This is a genomic window from Streptomyces sp. NBC_01116 (assembly GCF_041435495.1).
In the GTDB taxonomy this organism is placed as follows: Bacteria; Actinomycetota; Actinomycetes; order Streptomycetales; family Streptomycetaceae; genus Streptomyces.
In genome coordinates, this window is sequence record NZ_CP108644.1 from 2,479,691 (window position 1) to 2,498,334 (window position 18,644).

Consider the following 18,644-nt stretch of genomic DNA (forward strand, 5'->3'; position numbering starts at 1 on the left):
GAGCCTGCCGGTCCGGCCGCGGACGGCCCGCCTACGGTGGCCGCATGACGACGCACCGGCCGGACACACCCCTGCCCCACATCGAGTTCGACGGCCGCCCGGCCACCGAGGAGGACCTCCGGATCCCCGCGCTGCACGGCTACGGCCACTTCACCGCCCTACAGGTGCGGGACGGCAGGGTGCGGGGCCTCGGACCGCATCTCGCCCGGCTGGACGCGGCGAACCGGGAGCTGTTCGACCTGCCGATGGACGGCGAGCAGGTGCGCGAGCTGATCCGGCACGCCCTGGTCGGGGCGGGGCTGCGGGACGCCTCGGTGCGGGTGAACGGCTATCTGCCGCCCGGCGCGACGCGCACGACGCTGATGGTCACGGTCCGGGAGCCCTCCGTCATGCCGGCCGGGCCGCGGAGCCTGATGTCGGTGCCGTACGCGCGCACGGCCCCGCACATCAAACGGCCGGGCGAGTTCGGGCAGACGTACTACGGAATCCTGGCGGGGCGGGCGGGGTTCGACGAGGCGCTGCTGACCGCGCCGGGCGGAGTGGTGACCGAGGGAGCGATCACGAACATCGGCTTCTGGGACGGGAGTTCGGTGGTGTGGCCCGACGCCCCGGCACTCATCGGCATCACGATGACCCTGCTGGAGCAGGGACTGGAGCGGGCCGGACGGCCGTCGGCGCGCCGCCCGGTGACGCTGGAGGGCCCGGACGGGGTGGCCCGCTATCCGGCCGCGTTCATCTGCAACTCCCAGGGCATCGCGCCGGTGCGGCGGATCGACGACACCGCGTTCGCGGTGGACGAGGAGCTGATGCGGGAGCTGGACGCCGTGTACGACGGCACTCCGGAGGACACCGTGTGAGACACCCCACACGGGCGACGCCCCGCGCGGGGTGGGCGGGGCGTCCGCTCCGGCCGTGCCGGACCATGGGGGCATGCAGATCCATATCGAGGCATCGGCCCTCCCCGGCCGCGACTGCGGCCCGGACAGCGACTTCCCCGGGTACGCGAACATCCACGTCGGCGTCCAGCGCAAGGACCGGCCGGGCGAACTGCTCGACCCGCACCCCGGCGACGCCCCCTCCGCCTCGTGGGTGCTCGACTGCACGGCCACCGCGACGGCGGACGGGATCGAGGTGTCGGGGCCGTACGTCCAGAACCGGCTGGGCGGGCGGTTCGTCTATCTGTCGTGGGGCACGGTGGACGGGGCCGGGGTCTTCACCATGTTCCGGCGCGCCAAGCTGATGTTCGACGACATCGACCCGGCCGTCCTCGAAGCCGCCGCGCGCTCCGGCCACCTCACCGGACGGCTCGGGCTCACCGACGCCAAGGGGCAGCCGCTCTGCGCCCGGGTGCGTCCGCCGCGGATCACCTGGAGCGCCACCGGCGGGACGGGTGGCGCGGAAGAGGCCTGAGGAGCCCCGGGCGCCGGAAGCAGCGGCAGCGGCCGGAGGCGGACGCGACGCCGCCCCCTCCGGTCCAGGGGGGAGTGGACCGGAGGGGGCGGCGCCCTGGGGGGCGGGGGGGATCCGTCCCGTGGGGGGTGTCTTGCGTGTGCCCGGGGCCCACGAGGTCACACATGTGACCTGCGTCACACCTTACGGCGCTCCTCACCCGATCGGCACCCGGAGCGGCAGCACGGACCGAACGGCCCAGCCGCACCGCCGCGACCTGCGGTGATCCATTCCGGCAAGGGTGCCGCGCCGGTCCGTACGGGTGAAAGCTGACTTCGCGTCAGAAGGCGTGGCGGGCCGGGCCCCCGTTGGCTCGGGACAGGACACACCCGCTCGCGCCGTCTGCCCGGAGGATCCCCATGCGCAGTCCTGCCCGCCTCGTGACCGGCACCGTCGGTGCCGCGTTCACCGTCATCGCGTTCGGTCTCACCGCCGCCGCTCCGTCCGCGTACGCGGGCGAATTCGGCCGTCTGGAGATCACCCCGTCGACCGCGGCACCCGGTGCCACCGTCACCGTGAACACCACCGCCTGCGGCAAGAAGGGCTCGGGCATCGGGGACGCGAACTCCCTGGACGCCGGGGACTTCGAGGTACGTCCCGGCACCCACAAGGAGGTCGTGGTCGGCAAGTTCACCGTGCCGCACGACACCCGGCCCGGCACCTACGAGATCATCGTCTCCTGCGACAACGGCAAGGACGCGGTCGGCGATCTGGAAGTGATCGGCGGCGGCAAGCACGAGAAGCCCATCCACGACCGCCCGTCCGGCCATGTGCGGACCGGGGTCGGCGGCAGCGTCGAACCGGACTCCACGCAGGTGGCCCTCGGCGTCGGCGTGATCGGCCTGGCCGCCGTCGGCGGGCTGTGGCTGCTGCGCCGCCGCACCGAGGGCGCCGAAGGAAGCTGAACCGCCGCTTCCCCCCTGACCGGGCGGGGCGCGTCCCCGAGCGCGCCCCGTCCGCCCCGGACCACCGACCGAGGACGACGCCGTGTCACCGAGCGCGCAGAAGGCCAAGGGCTGGCTGGTGGGCATCGCCGTGCTGTGCGGCATCTGGCTCATCCAGAACGGCCCCGGCGGCCAGCTGATCCCGCCGCAGCCCTCCAGCGCCCAGGCCTTCGCCGCCGGGCCCCAGCTCCAGCCCGGCTCCCCGGTCGCCGAGCCGCTGAACCCCTCCGAGCCGGTCCGCATCCGCATCCCGAGCATCGAGGTGGACGCGCCGATGACCCGGCTGGGGCTGGCCGCCGACGGCAGCCTCGACGTGCCGCCGGACGAGGACCGCAACCTCGCGGGCTGGTACGCGGACGGCGTCCCGCCCGGCGCGCGGGGCACCGCGATCGTCGCGGGGCACGTGGACAACGCGGACGGCCCGTCCGTCTTCTACGCCCTGGGGGCCCTGATCAAGGGGACCACGGTCGAGGTGGTCCGCGAGGACGGGCGCACGGCCGTGTTCTCGATCGACGCCATCGAGGTCTACGACAACGACGACTTCCCCGACCAGCGCGTCTACGGCGACTCCCCGCACGCCTCGCTCCGGCTGATCACCTGCGGCGGCGGCTTCTCGAAGGAGACCGGCTACCAGGGCAACGTGGTGGCGTACGCGCACCTCACCGAAGTCCGCTGAGAACCCTCGTCGTCCTCACGCGTTCCACTGGTCGAAGCCCAGCTTGGCGACCAGCGAGAAGACCACGGTCAGCAGCACCGCCCGGACGAAGCCGCTCCCCCGGCTCAGCGCCATCCGGGCCCCGATCATCCCGCCCGCCAGGTTGAAGACCGCCATCACGGCCGCGAGCTGCCACAGCACGGTGCCCTGGTACGCGAACATCGCCAGCGCCCCCGCGTTGGTGCACACGTTGACGATCTTCGCGGTGGCCGACGCGGTCACCAGGTCCAGGTGGAGCACGGCGCTCAGGGCCAGCACGAGGAAGGTGCCGGTGCCCGGCCCGAACAGCCCGTCGTAGAAGCCGATGCCGCCGCCGACCAGCACGATCGCCGTGACGACCCTGGCTCGGGCGACCGGCCGGTCCGTGCCGTCGCCCGCCGCTGCGGTACCGAAGGACGGGCGCAGCAGCACGAAGGCCGCCACCCCCAGCAGCACGACCATGATCACCGGCCGGAGCACCTCGCTGCTGATCCCGGCGGCGAAGAACGCCCCGGCCATCGACCCGGCGAGCGCCATCAGCCCGACCCGCACCGCCAGCCCCACCCGTACCGGCGCCTTGCGCAGGAAGGTGACGGCCGCGCCCGAGGTGCCGACGATCGCGACGGCCTTGTTGGTGCCGAGCACCTGGGCCGCCGGGACGTTCGGCAGGCCGAGCAGCAGCGCGGGCAGGAGCAGCAGTCCGCCGCCGCCCACCACCGCGTCGATCCAGCCCGCGGCGGCCGCGGCGAGGCAGAGGAGCACCAGTGTGGTCAGGGTTATGTCAGGCACGACCCGACATTAGACGCCTGTCGTTCCCTCCCTCCTCCCGGTCCGCTTCCTGGCCCTCACAGGGCCCCGGCGCCGTCGCTGAGCGCAAGGTTCCGCCCGGGAAACAGGCGGGATGCGGCCGGGTAACACCTCCCGCCCACGCTCGGGGCATGAGGACAACCGACGGAGGCCACTGAGATGCCGGAGCCCACCACCCCGAACGCCCTGGCGCACACCGCCGTTCCGACGATCGTGGTCGTCGGGCACGGCATGGTCGGCCAGCGGTTCCTGGAGGCACTCGCCGACCGCGGGCTGACCCCGGCGGCCGGCGCCGCCCGGGTCGTCGTGCTCTGCGAGGAGCCCCGGCCCGCCTACGACCGGGTGCGGCTCACCTCGTACTTCGACGGGCGGAGCCCCGAGGACCTCTCCCTGGTGGAGGCGGACTTCATGGACCGGCACGGCATCGAGCTGTACGTCGGCGACCCGGCGACCGGCGTCGACCGGGCGGGGCGGACGGTGACCGCGCGGTCCGGGGCGGTGTTCCCGTACGACACGCTGGTGCTGGCGACGGGCTCGTACCCGTTCGTGCCGCCGGTGCCGGGGAAGGACGCCCGGGGCTGCTTCGTGTACCGGACGATCGAGGACCTGCTCGCGATCGAGGAGTACGCGAAGGGCGCGGCCACCGGTGCGGTGGTGGGCGGCGGGCTGCTCGGTCTGGAGGCGGCCGGGGCGCTGAAGGGGCTCGGGCTCGCCACCCATGTGGTGGAGTTCGCGCCGCGGCTGATGCCGGTCCAGGTGGACGAGGGCGGGGGCGCGGCGCTGCTGCGCACCATCGAGGACATGGGCCTCGCGGTGCACACCGGGGTCGGGACGCAGGAGGTCACCGCGGGCGAGGACGGGGCGGTGACGGGGATGGCGCTGTCGGACGGGTCCTCGCTCGCCGTCGATCTCGTCGTCTTCTCGGCGGGCGTGCGGCCCCGGGACCAGCTGGCCCGGGAGTGCGGTCTGGCGGTCGGGGAGCGCGGCGGGATCGTCGTGGACGAGGAGTGCCGGACCTCCGACCCGGCGGTGTTCGCGATCGGCGAGTGCGCGCTGGCCTCGGACGGCCGGGTGTACGGGCTGGTCGCGCCGGGCTACGAGATGGCGCAGACGGCGGCCGAGGTGATCGCGGGCGGCCGGTCCGCGTTCACGGGTGCGGACCTGTCGACGAAGCTGAAGCTGCTCGGGGTGGACGTGGCCTCGTTCGGCGACGCGCACGGGAGCGCCGAGGGGGCGCTCGACGTCGTGTACTCCGACGCCCGGTCGGGGGTCTACAAGAAGCTGGTGATCGGGCCGGACGGAACGCTGCTGGGCGGCGTGCTGGTCGGGGACGCGGACCAGTACGGCACGCTGCGGCCGATGACGGGCACGGTGCTGCCGGTCGCCCCCGAGCAGCTGGTGCTGCCGGCCGGGGCGGGCGGTCCGGTGGCGCTCGGCCCCTCCGCGCTGCCGGACGAGGCGGTGATCTGCTCCTGCCACAACGTGACCAAGGGCGCGATCTGCGAGCACACGGCGCTGACCGAGGTGAAGAAGTGCACCAAGGCCGGCACGGGCTGCGGCAGTTGCCTGAAGGTGATCGGGCAGCTGATGCCGCCGCCGGCGGACGCGGGGCTGTGCGGCTGCTTCCCGTACAGCCGCAGCGAGGTGTACGAGATCGTCCGCACCCTGGAGGTCACCTCCTTCGCCTCCCTGCTCGACTCGCACGGCCGCGAGGAGGCGCGCGGCGGGGACGGCTGCGAGGTCTGCAAGCCGACGGTCGGCTCGGTCATCGCCTCGCTGGCGCCGACCGTCGGCGCGAGCGGCTATGTGCTGGACGGTGAGCAGGCGGCACTCCAGGACACCAACGACCACTTTCTGGCCAACCTCCAGCGCAACGGGTCGTACTCGATCGTGCCGCGCATCCCCGGCGGCGAGATCACCCCGGAGAAGCTCATCGTCATCGGCGAGGTGGCCCGCGACTTCGGCCTCTACACGAAGATCACCGGCGGCCAGCGCATCGACCTCTTCGGCGCCCGGGTCGATCAACTGCCGCTGATCTGGACCCGGCTGGTGGACGCGGGCTTCGAGTCCGGGCACGCGTACGGGAAGTCGCTGCGCACGGTGAAGTCCTGTGTGGGGCAGACCTGGTGCCGCTACGGCGTGCAGGACTCCGTGCGGATGGCGATCGACCTGGAGCTGCGCTACCGGGGCCTGCGCGCCCCGCACAAGCTGAAGTCGGCGGTCTCCGGGTGCGCCCGCGAGTGCGCGGAGGCCCGGGGCAAGGACTTCGGGATCATCGCCACCGCCCAGGGCTGGAACCTCTACGTCGGCGGCAACGGCGGGGCCACCCCGCGCCACGCGGACCTGCTGGCCCAGGACCTTTCCGACGCCGAACTGGTGCGGCTCATCGACCGGTTCCTGATGTTCTACATCCGCACCGCCGACCGTCTGGAGCGCACCTCCGCGTGGCTGGAGCGGATCGACGGCGGCCTGGACCACGTCCGGGACGTGGTCGTCCACGACTCGCTGGGGCTCTGCGAGGAGCTGGAGCGGATGATGGCCGACCATGTCGCCGGATACCGCGACGAGTGGGCCGAGACCATCGACGACCCGGAGCGGCTGCGGCGCTTCGTCACCTTCGTCAACGCCCCCGACGCCCCCGACCCCTCGGTGAGGTTCGTTCCGGAGAGGGACCAGATCAAGCCGGATCTGGAACTGCTCGCGGGACCCGTGCTCGCCGTCCGCACCCTCGAAGGGGCCGCATCCTGATGACCACCGCGACGATCACGACCGAGCGGGACACCGGTACCGGAAGCGTCCGGCTCGCCCACGGGAACGACTGGCTGACGGTCTGCGACCGGGCGTTGCTGACCCCCGGGCGGGGCGTGGCGGTGCTGCTGCCGGACGGGGACCAGGCGGCCGTCTTCATGGACCGGGCCGGTCAGGTGTACGCGATCGGCAACCGGGACCCGTTCACCGGGGCGTACGTCCTCTCGCGCGGCCTGCTCGGCTCCGCGGGCGGGCGGCCGTTCGTGGCCTCCCCGCTGCTGAAGCAGCGGTTCGACCTGGCGACGGGCGCGTGCCTGGACGACGACGGGACGGCGGTGCCGGTCTTCGCCGTACGGGCGGACCGACCGGCCGGCCCGGAGGTGCCGGGCCGTGGGAGACGCGGCCTGCGCAACTCGTCCGCCGCCCGTTCACCCGCGCGTGACGCTCCGTCAACTCCGCTCCCCTACAGTCCTGACGCGCGACCCGCCGGTCCGTCCGGAGCGGCGGGCCCCACACTCATGCGTGGAGTGATCGTGGAACGTCGGACCTTCTTGCGCACCGCGGTGATCGGCAGCTCGGCGGCCGCCTTCGGCGGCACGCTGTGGCGGGGCGCCGCCTTCGCCGACCCGGCCCAGCCGGCCCCCGGCCCGTACGGCGCGCTCCAGGCGGCCAACGGCAACGGCATCCAGCTGCCCAGCGGCTTCACCAGCCGCGTCGTCGCCCGCTCCGGGCAGACCGTGCCCGGCACCTCCTACCGCTGGCACAGCGCGCCCGACGGCGGGGCGACCTACGCCGACGGCTCGGGCTGGATCTACGTCTCCAACGCCGAGGTGTCCCCGAGCAGCGGGGGCGGGGCGAGCGCGGTGAGGTTCGACTCCTCGGGGACGGTGACGTCCGCCTACCGGATCCTGGCCGACACGAACAACAACTGCGCGGGCGGCGCCACCCCGTGGAAGACCTGGCTGTCCTGCGAGGAGGTCACCCGCGGGTACGTCTACGAGACCGACCCCTGGGGCGTGAACGCGGCGGTGCGGCGTCCGGCGATGGGCCGCTTCAAGCACGAGGCCGCCGCCGCCGACCCGGACCACGGGTACGTCTACCTCACCGAGGACGAGAGCGACGGCCGCTTCTACCGCTTCCGGCCCACGACCTGGGGGAACCTGTCGAGCGGCACCCTTCAGGTGCTGGTCGCGGGCACGGCCGTCTCCGGTCCGGTCACCTGGGCGAACGTGCCCGATCCGGCCGCCTCCTCCACCCAGACGCGGCACCAGGTGTCCGGGGCGAAGGTGTTCAACGGCGGTGAGGGCTGCTTCTACGCGGCGGGCACCTGCTGGTTCACCACCAAGGGCGACAACCGGGTGTGGGCGTACGACGCGAACGCCTCGTCGATCTCGCTCGCCTACGACGACTCGCTGGTGACGAGCGGCTCGGCCCCGCTGACCGGCGTGGACAACGTCACGCGGTCCGGGTCCGGGGACCTCTACATCGCGGAGGACGGCGGGAACATGGAGATCTGCCTGATCACGCCGGACGACACGGTGGCCCCGTTCCTGCGGATCACCGGCCAGTCCGGTTCGGAGATCACCGGTCCCGCGTTCTCGCCGGACGGCAGCCGCCTCTACTTCTCCTCGCAGCGCGGGACGAGCGGCAGCTCCTCCGGCGGCATCACGTACGAGGTGAAGGGGCCGTTCCGCGACTGACGCGGGCGCCCGCGTGCGCCGGGGCTCCCCCGTGCCCCCGGCGCACGCCCTTGCGGGCCGGACCGCTCAGCCCTGGGCGGCGGCCTCGTCCATCCACATGACCTCCCAGATGTGGTGGTCGGGGTCCTGGAACGAGCGGCCGTACATGAAGCCCATGTCCTGCGTCTCGCCCGCGGGGAACCCGCCCGAGGCCAGCGCCGCGTCGACGATCTCGTCGACCTTCTCGCGGCTGTCGGCGCTGAGGGCGAGGATGACCTCGGTCGCCTTCGAGGCGTCGACGACGTCCTTCTTGGTGAAGTCCTTGAAGCGCTCCTCCGTCATCAGCATGGCGAAGATCGTGTCGCTGATGACCAGACACGCGGTCCTGTCGTCGCTGAACGCCGGGTTGGTCGTGAAGCCGAGCTTCCCGAAGAAACCCACGGTCGTCTCCAGGTCCTTCACCGGCAGGTTCACGAAGATCATCCGAGCCATGGTCTTTTCCTCTTCCTCTGTCCCGTGGCGCCCGCGGTGGTCCGTCCGGCGCTTTCGATGGTTGGACGGCGGGGCCGCGCGGAACTCATCGGTGTACGGGAAGAAGATTTGCACGGCCCTCTGACAACGGCCCTCTGGCAACGGCCCCCGGACAGCGGCCTTTCGGCCCCGCCGGATTCCTTGGCCCCTTCAGGCTCCTTCGGGCAGGGCGAGCGGGGCGCCGCCTCGCAGCAGGGAGCCGCCGAGCGGGGTCAGGGTGTGCAGGACCGAGCTGCCGTGCCGCAGCGTCAGGACCAGGCCCGCCTCGCGCAGCACGGAGGCGTGCTGGCTCGCGGAGGCCAGCGACACCCCGGCCCGGCGGGCGAGTTCGCTGGTGGTGCAGCCGTCGCCGATGGAGGAGAGGACGGCCGAGCGGGTGTGTCCGACGAGCCGGCCGAGCCAGGGCCCCGGCTCGGCGAAGACCGGGGCTCCGGGGGTGGCCACCGGGTAGACGAGCACCGGCGGCAGCGACGGGTCGCGGTAGACCACGGGGGTGCCCCGGCAGAAGAAGGACGGCTGGAGCAGCAGCCCGCGCCCGTCCAGGTGCAGATCACGGTCGAACGGGTAGTCCGCCTCCAGCACGGGCGGGCGCCACCGGATCATCGGCGGCAGGGCGGCCAGGAGCCCGTCGGCCCCGCCGTCCAGCAGAGCCCGGCCGCGCAGGGCCCGGTCCGCCTCGACGCTGGCCCGGATGTGCGGCCAGTAGGGCTCCACGGCCGCGTGGTGGTAGCTGCGGAGGGCCCCGATGAGACGGGCGAGCGGCTCGGCCCGGCCCTCCATGAGCACGGCGGGCAGCCCCGCGCCCGCTCTCCCCGCTCCCGGGTCCCGTTGACGCGGGCCGGCGGGCAGGCCGGCCCGCTGCCGTATCCGCCCGGCCGCCAGCAGTTCCAGCTCCGCGTGGACACGGTCGGCGGGAGTGTCGCGCAGCGCCTCCATTCCGACGTCGAGCCCGAAAGGCTCGGCCCCCTCCTGGGAGGGCGTCAGGAAATCCGGGAAATAGCCGCGGGGCGGGACGACCGCCGCCAGCAACTGTGCTTCACCATTCAACCGCGCCCGGGATTCCGAACGCCATTTCCCGAACACCGTCGAAGCACGCCGGTCCCTGATCCGGTGAAAGCTGAGAATGGTTTCCCACAGCGCGTCCGGCCTCGTGGCCATCCGCACCCGCGAAAGGTCCAGCCTGGACACATGGATACGCAGCACCGCTCCCCCACCTGTTGCATCCGCAATTGCCCCCACCGAAGGGTATGCGGACCGTCACAGGAGGTCACCACGGGGTTTCGGCCAGAAGTGAAAGGTCTCGCCCCGTTCCGCTCCACCCGAAAAGCTGTACGACGTCGGGTACGCATCCGGTGCCCACCGGATGAGCACGTGAAGGCCGTGGGGGGCTTTGTGTGTTCGGCGGCGGTGGGCGACGGTGCGGCTCCGTACCCGACGGGGGTAAGCCGGGTGCGGTCCATGGGTGGGGATCCATGGACCGCACCCCGGTCCCCGACCGGTCACCCGAATTTCTTTGCGCCGTAAACGAAGCAATGTGCTCTGCGCCACATTCTTCGCGCGGCATTCGGTGCACGCTTCTGACGACTTCCCCGTATCGCCCGCCATTTCCGCACACGCCACTCCCGTACGGAACCGCCACGGGCGGCACAGGGCGAAGCGGCGGCACCCCCGCACAGGGTGCCGCCGCTTCTCGGTGTTCCGGGGCCGCCGGCGGGCCGATGAGCCGGTGAGGGCCGGACTCGGCTTCGGGGGCGGCCCCGGAGGATCGGGCCGTCCGTGCGGCCCTGGTCGGTGGGCAGGGCTGTTCGTGCAGCCCTGCCCATGAGGCCGGAGGCTGTTCGTGCAGCCACCGGCCGGTGAGTCCGGTTCAGCGGCTGTCACTGCCCCGGGACTCGGCTGCGGCCCGGCCCGCCTCCAGGCGGGCTACCGGGATGCGGAACGGCGAGCAGGAGACGTAGTCCAGGCCCACCTCGTGGAAGAAGTGCACCGACTCCGGGTCTCCGCCGTGCTCGCCGCAGACGCCGAGCTTGAGGTCCGGGCGGGTGGCCCGGCCGGCCTCGACGGCGCTGCGGACCAGCGCGCCGACGCCGTCCTTGTCGATCGTCTCGAACGGGGAGACCCCGAAGATGCCCTTCTCCAGGTACGCGGTGAAGAACGAGGCCTCCACGTCGTCGCGGGAGAAGCCCCACACCGTCTGGGTCAGGTCGTTCGTGCCGAAGGAGAAGAACTGCGCGGCCTCGGCGATCTGGCCCGCCGTCAGCGCGGCGCGCGGCAGCTCGATCATGGTGCCGATGGTCAGCTTGAGGTCGGTGCCGGTGGCCGCCTGGACCTCGGCGATGACCCGGTCGGCCTCCTCGCGGACGATCTCCAGCTCCTGGACCGTGCCGACGAGCGGAATCATGATCTCGGCGCGCGGGTCGCCCTTGGCGTTCTTGCGCTGGGCGGCGGCCTCGGCGATGGCCCGCACCTGCATCGCGAACAGGCCGGGGATGACGAGGCCGAGGCGCACCCCGCGCAGACCCAGCATCGGGTTCTGCTCATGCAGCTTGTGCACCGCCTGGAGCAGGCGCAGGTCGTTCTCGTTGGCGTCCTTGCGGGACTCGGCGAGCGCGACGCGGACCGACAGTTCGGTGATGTCGGGGAGGAACTCGTGCAGCGGCGGGTCGAGCAGGCGGACGGTGACGGGCAGCCCGTCCATCGACTCGAACAGCTCGATGAAGTCGGCCTTCTGGAGCGGGAGGAGAGCGGCCAGCGCACTCTCGCGCTCGTCGTCGGTGTCCGCGAGGATCAGCTTCTCGACCATCTCGCGGCGCTCGCCGAGGAACATGTGCTCGGTGCGGCAGAGGCCGATGCCCTGGGCGCCGAAGCGGCGGGCGCGCAGGGCGTCCTCGGCGTTGTCGGCATTCGCCCGCACCCGCAGCCGGCGCACCCGGTCCGCGTACGCCATGATCCGGTGCACGGCGGCGACCAGTTCGTCGGCGTCGTCGGCCCCGGCGTGCATCCGGCCCTCGAAGTACTCGACGACCGGGGACGGTACGACGGGTACCTCGCCCAGGTAGACCTTGCCGGTGGAGCCGTCGATGGAGACGAGGTCGCCCTCCTCGATCACCCGGCCGCCGACCGTCATCCGACGGCGCTTGGTGTCGACCTCCAGGTCCTCGGCGCCGCAGACACAGGTCTTGCCCATGCCGCGCGCCACGACCGCCGCGTGCGAGGTCTTGCCGCCGCGCGAGGTCAGGATGCCCTCGGCGGCGATCATGCCTTCGAGGTCGTCGGGGTTGGTCTCGCGGCGGATCAGGATGACCTTCTCGCCGGAGCGGGACCACTTGATCGCGGTGTACGAGTCGAAGACGGCCTTGCCGACGGCCGCGCCCGGGGAGGCGGCGATGCCCCGGCCGAGCAGCTCGGTCTTCGCCTCGTCGTCGAAGCGCGGGAACATCAGCTGGGCGAGCTGGGCGCCGTTGACGCGCTGGAGGGCCTCGGCCTCGTCGATCAGGCCCTGGTCCACGAGCTGGGTGGCGATCCGGAAGGCGGCTCCGGCGGTGCGCTTGCCGACCCGGGTCTGGAGCATCCAGAGCTGGCCGCGCTCGATGGTGAACTCGATGTCGCAGAGATCCTTGTAGTGGTTCTCCAGGGTCTCCATGATCTGCATGAGCTGGTCGTACGACTTCTTGTCGATCGACTCCAGGTCGGCGAGCGGCACCGTGTTGCGGATGCCGGCGACGACGTCCTCGCCCTGCGCGTTCTGGAGGTAGTCGCCGTAGACGCCCTGGTGGCCGCTGGCCGGGTCGCGGGTGAAGGCGACGCCCGTGCCGGAGTCGGGGCCCAGGTTGCCGAAGACCATCGAACAGACGTTGACGGCCGTGCCGAGGTCGCCGGGGATGCGCTCCTGGCGGCGGTAGAGCTTGGCGCGGTCGGTGTTCCACGAGTCGAAGACCGCGTTTATGGCCAGGTCCATCTGCTCGCGGGCGTCCTGCGGGAACGCGCGTCCGGCCTCGGACTCGACGATCTTCTTGAACTGCTTGACGAGCTTCTTGAGGTCGGCGGCGGCGAGGTCGGTGTCGACCGTGACCTTCTTGGCCGCCTTGGCGTCCTCAAGCGCCTCCTCGAAGAGGTCGCCGTCGACCCCGAGGACGGTCTTGCCGAACATCTGGATGAGCCGGCGGTAGGAGTCCCAGGCGAAGCGCTCGTCGCCGGACTGGGTGGCGAGACCGGCCACCGAGTCGTCGGAGAGGCCGATGTTCAGGACCGTGTCCATCATGCCCGGCATGGAGAACTTGGCGCCGGAGCGGACGGAGACCAGCAGCGGGTCGTCGGCCTGGCCGAGCCGCTTGCCCATGCGCTCCTCCAGCGCCGTGAGGTGCGCACTCACCTCGTCGCGCAGCGCGGTCGGCGCGTCGCCGCTGTCCAGGTAGACCTTGCAGGCCTCGGTGGTGATCGTGAAGCCCGGAGGGACGGGCAACCCGAGGTTGGTCATCTCGGCGAGGTTGGCGCCCTTGCCGCCCAGAAGATCCTTCAGATCCTTGTTGCCCTCGGTGAAGTCGTAGACGAACTTCTGGGGATCTTTGTTTTCCGACACGGGTCTCGACTCCTCGAGGACGCGGTGGCTGCCCTGACGGCGAGGAACATACCCAGATCGAAGGTGGATGGGTACGTCCACTTGGTCGTCATACGGCCGCAACCACCCGTCCGCCAGCAGATCGAAAGGCTCGCCCGGCCGAAGCACCTGACGTTCCGCCTTCACCTCCCGAATGCGACATGGCCGAAACTTGACTGTATCCGCTCACCTGAGCGGGCGACTCGCCAGGTGAGTTCACTTCTTGAATCCAGCCAGGTGGCACTGAGTGCCACGTCTTCCAGAAGTGCAGCCATGTGGAAAATGCTCATCTGAGCGCAACCCCGATCAAGGGTGGCGCGAATCACGCTCGTTTCGGATCCCGGATTTCAGGATCCGGACGCCTCGGGCCATGGCCGGGCACCCCGGGGCCGGCCTCTTCCAGGCTACGGGCGAAGGTCCGCCCCCGCGCGGGCTCCGACGCCGGACCGGGTCTCCGGACACGCCGGAGCGCCACGCCGCGCCGGGCGTGGGCGGGCGGGGGTGAGGGGGATGAGGTCTTGTGCGGGGAGGGCCGGTACGGGTTCAGCCGCCGGAGGTGTCCAGCTCCGCGTCGGCGCTGATGCCCGCGCAGTCGTACGGGTCCTTCAGCCAGCCGTCCGGCAGGACGACCCGGTTGTTGCCCGAGGTCCGCCCGCGCGGCCCGTCGGCGCCGTCCGGCCAGGGCTGGTCGAGGTCCAGCTCGTGCAGCTGACCGCTCAGCTCCTCCAGCGAGGAGGTGATCGCCAGCTTCTTGCGCATCTCGGAGCCGACCGCGAAGCCCTTGAGATACCAGGCCACGTGCTTACGGAAGTCGATCACGCCGCGGGCCTCGTCGCCGATCCACTCCCCCAGCAGCGTCGCGTGGCGCACCATGACGTCCGCGACCTCGCGCAGTGCGGGCGCGTGCCGGGTCTCGCGGCCCTCCATGGCGTTCACCAGGTCGGCGAAGAGCCAGGGCCGCCCCAGGCAGCCGCGCCCGACGACGACACCGTCGCAGCCGGTCTCCCGCATCATCCGCAGGGCGTCGTCGGCACACCAGATGTCGCCGTTGCCGAGCACGGGGATCTCCGGCACGTGCTCCTTGAGCCGGGCGATGGCGTCCCAGTCGGCGGTGCCGCCGTAGTGCTGGGCGGTGGTGCGCCCGTGCAGGGCGACGGCGGTGACGCCCTCCTCGACGGCGATGCGGCCGGCGTCGAGGAAGGTGAGGTGGTCGTCGTCGATGCCCTTGCGCATCTTGATGGTGACGGGGAGGTCCCCGGCGCCGGCGACGGCTTCCTTGAGGATGGCCCGCAGCAGGGGCCGCTTGTACGGGAGTGCGGAGCCGCCGCCCTTGCGGGTGACCTTGGGGACCGGGCAGCCGAAGTTCAGGTCGATGTGGTCGGCCAGATCCTCGTCGACGATCATCCGGACCGCCTTGCCGACGGTGGCCGGGTCCACTCCGTACAGCTGGATCGAGCGCGGCGTCTCGGTCGCGTCGAAGTGGATGAGCTGCATGGTCTTCTCGTTGCGCTCGACCAGCGCCCGCGTGGTGATCATCTCGCTGACGAACAGGCCCTTGCCGCCGGAGAACTCCCGGCACAGCGTCCGGAACGGGGCGTTGGTGATGCCGGCCATCGGGGCCAGCACGACCGGCGGCTGCACGGTGTGCGGGCCGATGCGGAGCTGCGGGAGGGCGGGGGCGAGCGTGGTCATGGCTCCATTGTCGCGTACGCCGGAGGGGTGACCGCCTCGGCGGGGTGACCCCGTCGGGCGCCGGGCCCGCCAGAAGCCCGGGGCGGGGCCCGCCCCGGGCCCATCGGCATCGCTCGGCTCGGTCACATACTGGCGAAGACGGCGCCGAGGACCATTCCGCCGACCAGTCCGACGGCGCTGACCACGATGGCGACCGTGGCGAGCCGCTCGTGCCGGACGGCCTTGGCGATGATGGCCATGATCAGTCCGCCCAGGGCGAAGACGATCGGCAGGAAGATCAGCCCGATCACGCCCAGGACGATCGCGATGATGCTGAAGACGTTGCCTTCGGCGCCTCCCCGCGACGCACCGCGGTGCCCCTGCCCGGTCGGTCGGTTGCCGTACTGCGTAGCCATCTGTCGCTCCTTCGGGACGATCGCGCCGGAGTCCGGTCCCGAAGCGGACCGGTCTGTCGATCGTGTGCCCCGAAGTCCCTTGCCTACACGGTCAATTGACTAAGGGCTGTCCCGTCATCCCTGGTGGATCAGCGTGCGGCGTCGGATGCGGTGCATCGCAAGGCGGAGGGACGTCCGCATACGGGATGTATGGGGATGTTCCGACAACGCGGCGAGGTGCCGTAGCTGTCGTCGCGCGCCCGCCAGGGATCACGGGACAGCCCTTGGGGCCGAGGTGACGGGACGTACGGTGTTCCCCGGGTCAGAACGTCACCGCGTCGCGGATCAGCGGGCACGTCATGCAGTGCCCGCCGCCCCGGCCCCGGCCCAGCTCCGCCCCGACGATGGTGATGACCTCCACCCCGGCCCGGCGCAGCAGCGCGTTGGTCTGGGTGTTGCGGTCGTAGGTGAAGACCACGCCGGGCTCCAGCGCCACCGCGTTGTTGCCGCTGTCCCACTGCTGGCGCTCGGAGGCGTAGACGTCTCCGCCCGTCTCGATCACCCTCAGCCGGGGCAGGCCCAGGGCGCGGGCCACGACCTCGGTGAACGGGGTGCCGCCCTCGTCGGTGATCTCGATCCCGGGCGCCAGGTCGGACGGCCGCAGCGAGAAGGCGCGGACGCCGTCCATGATGCGCGGGTACAGCGTGACGATGTCCCGGTCCGCGAAGGTGAACACCGTGTCCAGGTGCATCGCCGAACGCAGCTTCGGCATCCCGGCGACGATCACGTGCTCGGCAGCGCCCTGCTCGAACAGCGCGGCCGCGACCTGCGTGATGGCCTGGCGGGAGGTCCGTTCGCTCATGCCCATGAGGACGACGCCGTTGCCGACGGGCATGATGTCCCCGCCCTCGAACGTGGCCTGACCCCAGTCCTTCTCGGGGTCGCCCCACCAGACGGTGCTGCCCCGGAAGTCGGGGTGGAAGGCGTAGATCGCCTTCATCAGCAGGGTCTCGTCGCGCCGGGCGGACCAGTAGAGCGGGTTCAGCGTCACTCCGCCGTACAGCCAGCAGGTGGTGTCACGGGTGTACAGGGTGTTGGGCAGCGGCGGCATCAGGTACTCCCGCGCCCCGGCCCCGGCGGCCTCGCCACCGCCGACCTCCCCGACGCGTTCCGCTCGGGGTACGTGGCGCTCGCCCGCGAGGGTCGGAATCGCTCGCCGCCACCGCAGGATTTCTCGACCGGTGCCATGAGAGAGGCGTCAGCGGGCAGAAGCACTATCGACTTTTGGAGGCTGTGGTGACGGGTGACCGGATGGGACTGGCCGAAGTGCTGGCGGCGGCGGAGAGCGCGGCCCCGGTGGACTCGATCGATGTCGTGGCGCGCAATCTGCGCGCCCGGTTCGGTGCGCGGTACGTGTCGTTCCTCTTCGTCGACATGGTCGGCAGCCGTCTGCTGCGGGTCAACGACACGGCCGGCTCCGCACAGGAGCAGCGGACCGAGCGAGTGCCACTGGCCGGCAGTGGCATCTACGACAAGGTTCTGCGCGCCCAGAAGACGATGCTGGCGGAGGAGGTCGCCCTGGGGCAGCGCGTGCTCGCGCCGGTCACCAACCGGGGCGACACCATCGGCGTGCTGGAGCTGTACCTCGATGTCGTGACCGAGAGCGTGCTGGAGCAGGTCGAGGAGGCCGCGCACGCACTGGCGTACATCATCGTCACCGACCGCCGCTTCACCGACCTCTACCACTGGGGGAACCGCACCACGACGGTCAGCCTGGCGGCGGAGATCCAGCGCCAGCTCCTCCCGTCGGCGCCCTCCTGCGAGGCGGCCGAATTCGCCCTCGCCGGAGCCCTGGTCCCGGCCTCCGACATCGCCGGGGACACCTACGACTACAGCCTCGACCACGACACCCTGCATCTGTCCGTCACCGACGCCATGGGCCACGACGTCGACGCGTCCCTCACCGCCACCCTGGTCGTGAACGCCTCCCGCGGCGCCCGTCGCGCCGGAGCGGACCTCGCCGAACAGGCCCGCCACATGCACCAGGCCCTCCTCGACCACGGCCACCACACCTACGTCACGGGCCAGTTGCTCCGCATCGCCCTGGACGGCAGCGGCGCGCAGATGGTCAACGCGGGCCATCCCGGGCCGCTCAGACTCCGCGAGGGCGCGGTCGAGGAACTGGGCCTGGCCGTCAACATGCCGTTCGGGTTCACCGCGCAGGACGCCTACGAGGTTCAGGACATCGACCTGCGCCCCGGCGACCGTCTCGTGCTGTTCACCGACGGAATGCAGGAACGCGAAGCGGCGACGGTCGACCTGCCCGGTCTCCTGCTGCGGACCGCGGCCGAGCATCCGCGCGAGGTCGTCCGCACCTTGGTCGCAGCGGTGGCCGACGCCTTCGGCGGCCGGCCGCCGAAGGACGACGCCACCGTCCTGTGTCTGGACTGGCAGGGCCCTCGCGGCGGGATCAGCCGGTCGGACGCCTGAGCTCGGACGCTCCTCGGGCAAGGCTGGAGGCCCCCCAGGCCGCCTCGATCATCCGGAAGATCTCGTCCACCGCGGCCTGCGGATCGGCCGCCTCGCGGGCGAGCGCGTAGGCGTCGATCGCGAACCTCGCGACGGTCCGGCAGGCCGTCGACGTCTCCGGTACGCCGAGGTCGGCGGCGATCGCGGCGGCCAGCGCCTCCGCGTGGCGCAGCCGCATCGACTCCTCGTACTCCCGCAGGGACGGCGACGACTCGATCATGTTCCGGACCGGGGCGGCCCCGGGCGCAGCGCAGTGGCGCACCAGGGCGTGGATCTCCCGGCGCAGCACGGGAATCAGCGGCTCGTCCGGAGTCCGGTCGGCGACCGCCCGGACGAGGCCCTGCTCGAAGCCCTGGTCCTGCTCGAAGACCAGCGCTTCCTTCGAGGCGAAGTGGGAGAAGAGCGTGGTCACGGCGACGTCCGCCTCGGCCGCCACGTCACGGATGCCCACGGCGTCGTACCCGCGTTCCAGGAAGAGCCGCAGAGCGGTGTCGGCGATCTTCTGGCGGGTCGCGGCCTTCTTGCGCTCGCGGCGTCCGCTGGGCTCGTTCATGCGCTGACACTAGCAAATACAAAAGTGGAACCGATCGGAAAAGCTAA

At 71.7% G+C, this 18,644-nt stretch carries 14 protein-coding genes and 2 pseudogenes; 8 read left to right on the top strand and 8 right to left on the bottom strand.

The window, feature by feature from the left end; genetic code table 11:
• The first annotated feature begins 44 nt into the window (after positions 1–44).
• From OG245_RS10785 to OG245_RS10800, 4 genes are all read left to right on the top strand, one after another.
• Complete coding sequence (locus tag OG245_RS10785) at positions 45–857, top strand: aminotransferase class IV family protein (RefSeq protein ID WP_371623309.1); 813 nt, start codon at positions 45–47, stop codon at positions 855–857.
• A 73-nt stretch (positions 858–930) separates the two neighbouring features.
• Positions 931–1,410 carry a DUF5990 family protein gene (locus OG245_RS10790; protein WP_371623310.1) on the top strand — a complete coding sequence of 160 codons (480 nt, stop codon included), beginning with the start codon at positions 931–933 and terminating at the stop codon, positions 1,408–1,410.
• Positions 1,411–1,808: 398 nt separating this feature from the next.
• Positions 1,809–2,354, top strand: coding sequence for a hypothetical protein (locus tag OG245_RS10795; protein WP_073801515.1), 546 nt, complete (start codon positions 1,809–1,811; stop codon positions 2,352–2,354).
• 82 nt (positions 2,355–2,436) lie between these two features.
• Positions 2,437–3,069: a class F sortase gene (locus OG245_RS10800; RefSeq protein ID WP_371623311.1), complete on the top strand. Its 633-nt coding sequence runs from the start codon at positions 2,437–2,439 to the stop codon at positions 3,067–3,069.
• A 15-nt stretch (positions 3,070–3,084) separates the two neighbouring features.
• On the opposite strand, the gene OG245_RS10805 is transcribed toward OG245_RS10800, so the two are convergent.
• On the bottom strand, positions 3,085–3,876 hold the full coding sequence (locus tag OG245_RS10805) for a TSUP family transporter (protein ID WP_371623312.1): 792 nt from the start codon (positions 3,874–3,876) through the stop codon (positions 3,085–3,087).
• Positions 3,877–4,053: 177 nt separating this feature from the next.
• Between OG245_RS10805 and nirB the strand changes: the two genes are divergently transcribed.
• The 3 genes and pseudogenes from nirB (at position 4,054) to OG245_RS10820 (ending at position 8,342) form a co-directional block, all read left to right on the top strand.
• Positions 4,054–6,642, top strand: a complete 2,589-nt coding sequence (gene nirB / locus OG245_RS10810; RefSeq protein ID WP_371623313.1) for a nitrite reductase large subunit NirB — start codon at positions 4,054–4,056, stop codon at positions 6,640–6,642.
• Positions 6,642–7,004, top strand: a pseudogene (nirD, locus tag OG245_RS10815) (nitrite reductase small subunit NirD); the annotation flags it as partial. The gene nirB and the pseudogene nirD, both read left to right, overlap by 1 nt.
• A 171-nt stretch (positions 7,005–7,175) precedes the next feature.
• Positions 7,176–8,342: an alkaline phosphatase PhoX gene (locus tag OG245_RS10820; protein ID WP_371627857.1), complete on the top strand. Its 1,167-nt coding sequence runs from the start codon at positions 7,176–7,178 to the stop codon at positions 8,340–8,342.
• Between the two features lie 66 nt (positions 8,343–8,408).
• Here OG245_RS10820 and OG245_RS10825 read toward each other — a convergent pair whose 3' ends face one another.
• From OG245_RS10825 to OG245_RS10850, 6 genes and pseudogenes are all read right to left on the bottom strand, one after another.
• Positions 8,409–8,813 (bottom strand): VOC family protein, encoded by a 405-nt coding sequence (locus tag OG245_RS10825; protein WP_371623314.1) that lies wholly within the window; start codon positions 8,811–8,813, stop codon positions 8,409–8,411.
• Between the two features lie 189 nt (positions 8,814–9,002).
• Entirely contained in the window at positions 9,003–10,055 is a 1,053-nt protein-coding gene (locus OG245_RS10830; protein WP_371623315.1) for an ArsR/SmtB family transcription factor, read from the bottom strand.
• Positions 10,056–10,719: 664 nt separating this feature from the next.
• Positions 10,720–13,431, bottom strand: a complete 2,712-nt coding sequence (ppdK, locus tag OG245_RS10835) for a pyruvate, phosphate dikinase (protein ID WP_371623316.1) — start codon at positions 13,429–13,431, stop codon at positions 10,720–10,722.
• Positions 13,432–13,992: 561 nt separating this feature from the next.
• Complete coding sequence (gene dusB, locus OG245_RS10840; protein WP_371623317.1) at positions 13,993–15,141, bottom strand: tRNA dihydrouridine synthase DusB; 1,149 nt, start codon at positions 15,139–15,141, stop codon at positions 13,993–13,995.
• A 122-nt stretch (positions 15,142–15,263) separates the two neighbouring features.
• A complete protein-coding gene (locus OG245_RS10845) occupies positions 15,264–15,536 on the bottom strand; it encodes a hypothetical protein (RefSeq protein WP_371623318.1) in 273 nt (90 codons plus the stop codon).
• Between the two features lie 301 nt (positions 15,537–15,837).
• Positions 15,838–16,650, bottom strand: a pseudogene (locus OG245_RS10850) (arginine deiminase family protein); the annotation flags it as partial.
• Positions 16,651–16,826: 176 nt separating this feature from the next.
• On the opposite strand from OG245_RS10850, the gene OG245_RS10855 reads away from it, so the two are divergent.
• On the top strand, positions 16,827–18,005 hold the full coding sequence (locus tag OG245_RS10855; protein ID WP_371623319.1) for a PP2C family protein-serine/threonine phosphatase: 1,179 nt from the start codon (positions 16,827–16,829) through the stop codon (positions 18,003–18,005).
• On the opposite strand, the gene OG245_RS10860 is transcribed toward OG245_RS10855, so the two are convergent.
• Positions 17,986–18,597, bottom strand: a complete 612-nt coding sequence (locus tag OG245_RS10860) for a TetR/AcrR family transcriptional regulator (RefSeq protein WP_371623320.1) — start codon at positions 18,595–18,597, stop codon at positions 17,986–17,988. The genes OG245_RS10855 and OG245_RS10860 overlap by 20 nt on opposite strands.
• Positions 18,598–18,644: the final 47 nt, after the last annotated feature.

Bases quoted from the DNA above. Each gene is read 5' to 3' on its own strand.
- OG245_RS10825 (WP_371623314.1), bottom strand. From the start codon at position 8,813: ATGGCTCGGATGATCTTCGTGAACCTGCCGGTGAAGGACCTGGAGACG.
- dusB (WP_371623317.1), bottom strand. From the start codon at position 15,141: ATGACCACGCTCGCCCCCGCCCTCCCGCAGCTCCGCATCGGCCCGCAC.
- nirB (WP_371623313.1), top strand. From the start codon at position 4,054: ATGCCGGAGCCCACCACCCCGAACGCCCTGGCGCACACCGCCGTTCCG.
- OG245_RS10855 (WP_371623319.1), top strand. From the start codon at position 16,827: ATGGGACTGGCCGAAGTGCTGGCGGCGGCGGAGAGCGCGGCCCCGGTG.
- OG245_RS10860 (WP_371623320.1), bottom strand. From the start codon at position 18,597: ATGAACGAGCCCAGCGGACGCCGCGAGCGCAAGAAGGCCGCGACCCGC.
- OG245_RS10795 (WP_073801515.1), top strand. From the start codon at position 1,809: ATGCGCAGTCCTGCCCGCCTCGTGACCGGCACCGTCGGTGCCGCGTTC.
- OG245_RS10790 (WP_371623310.1), top strand. From the start codon at position 931: ATGCAGATCCATATCGAGGCATCGGCCCTCCCCGGCCGCGACTGCGGC.
- OG245_RS10845 (WP_371623318.1), bottom strand. From the start codon at position 15,536: ATGGCTACGCAGTACGGCAACCGACCGACCGGGCAGGGGCACCGCGGT.
- OG245_RS10785 (WP_371623309.1), top strand. From the start codon at position 45: ATGACGACGCACCGGCCGGACACACCCCTGCCCCACATCGAGTTCGAC.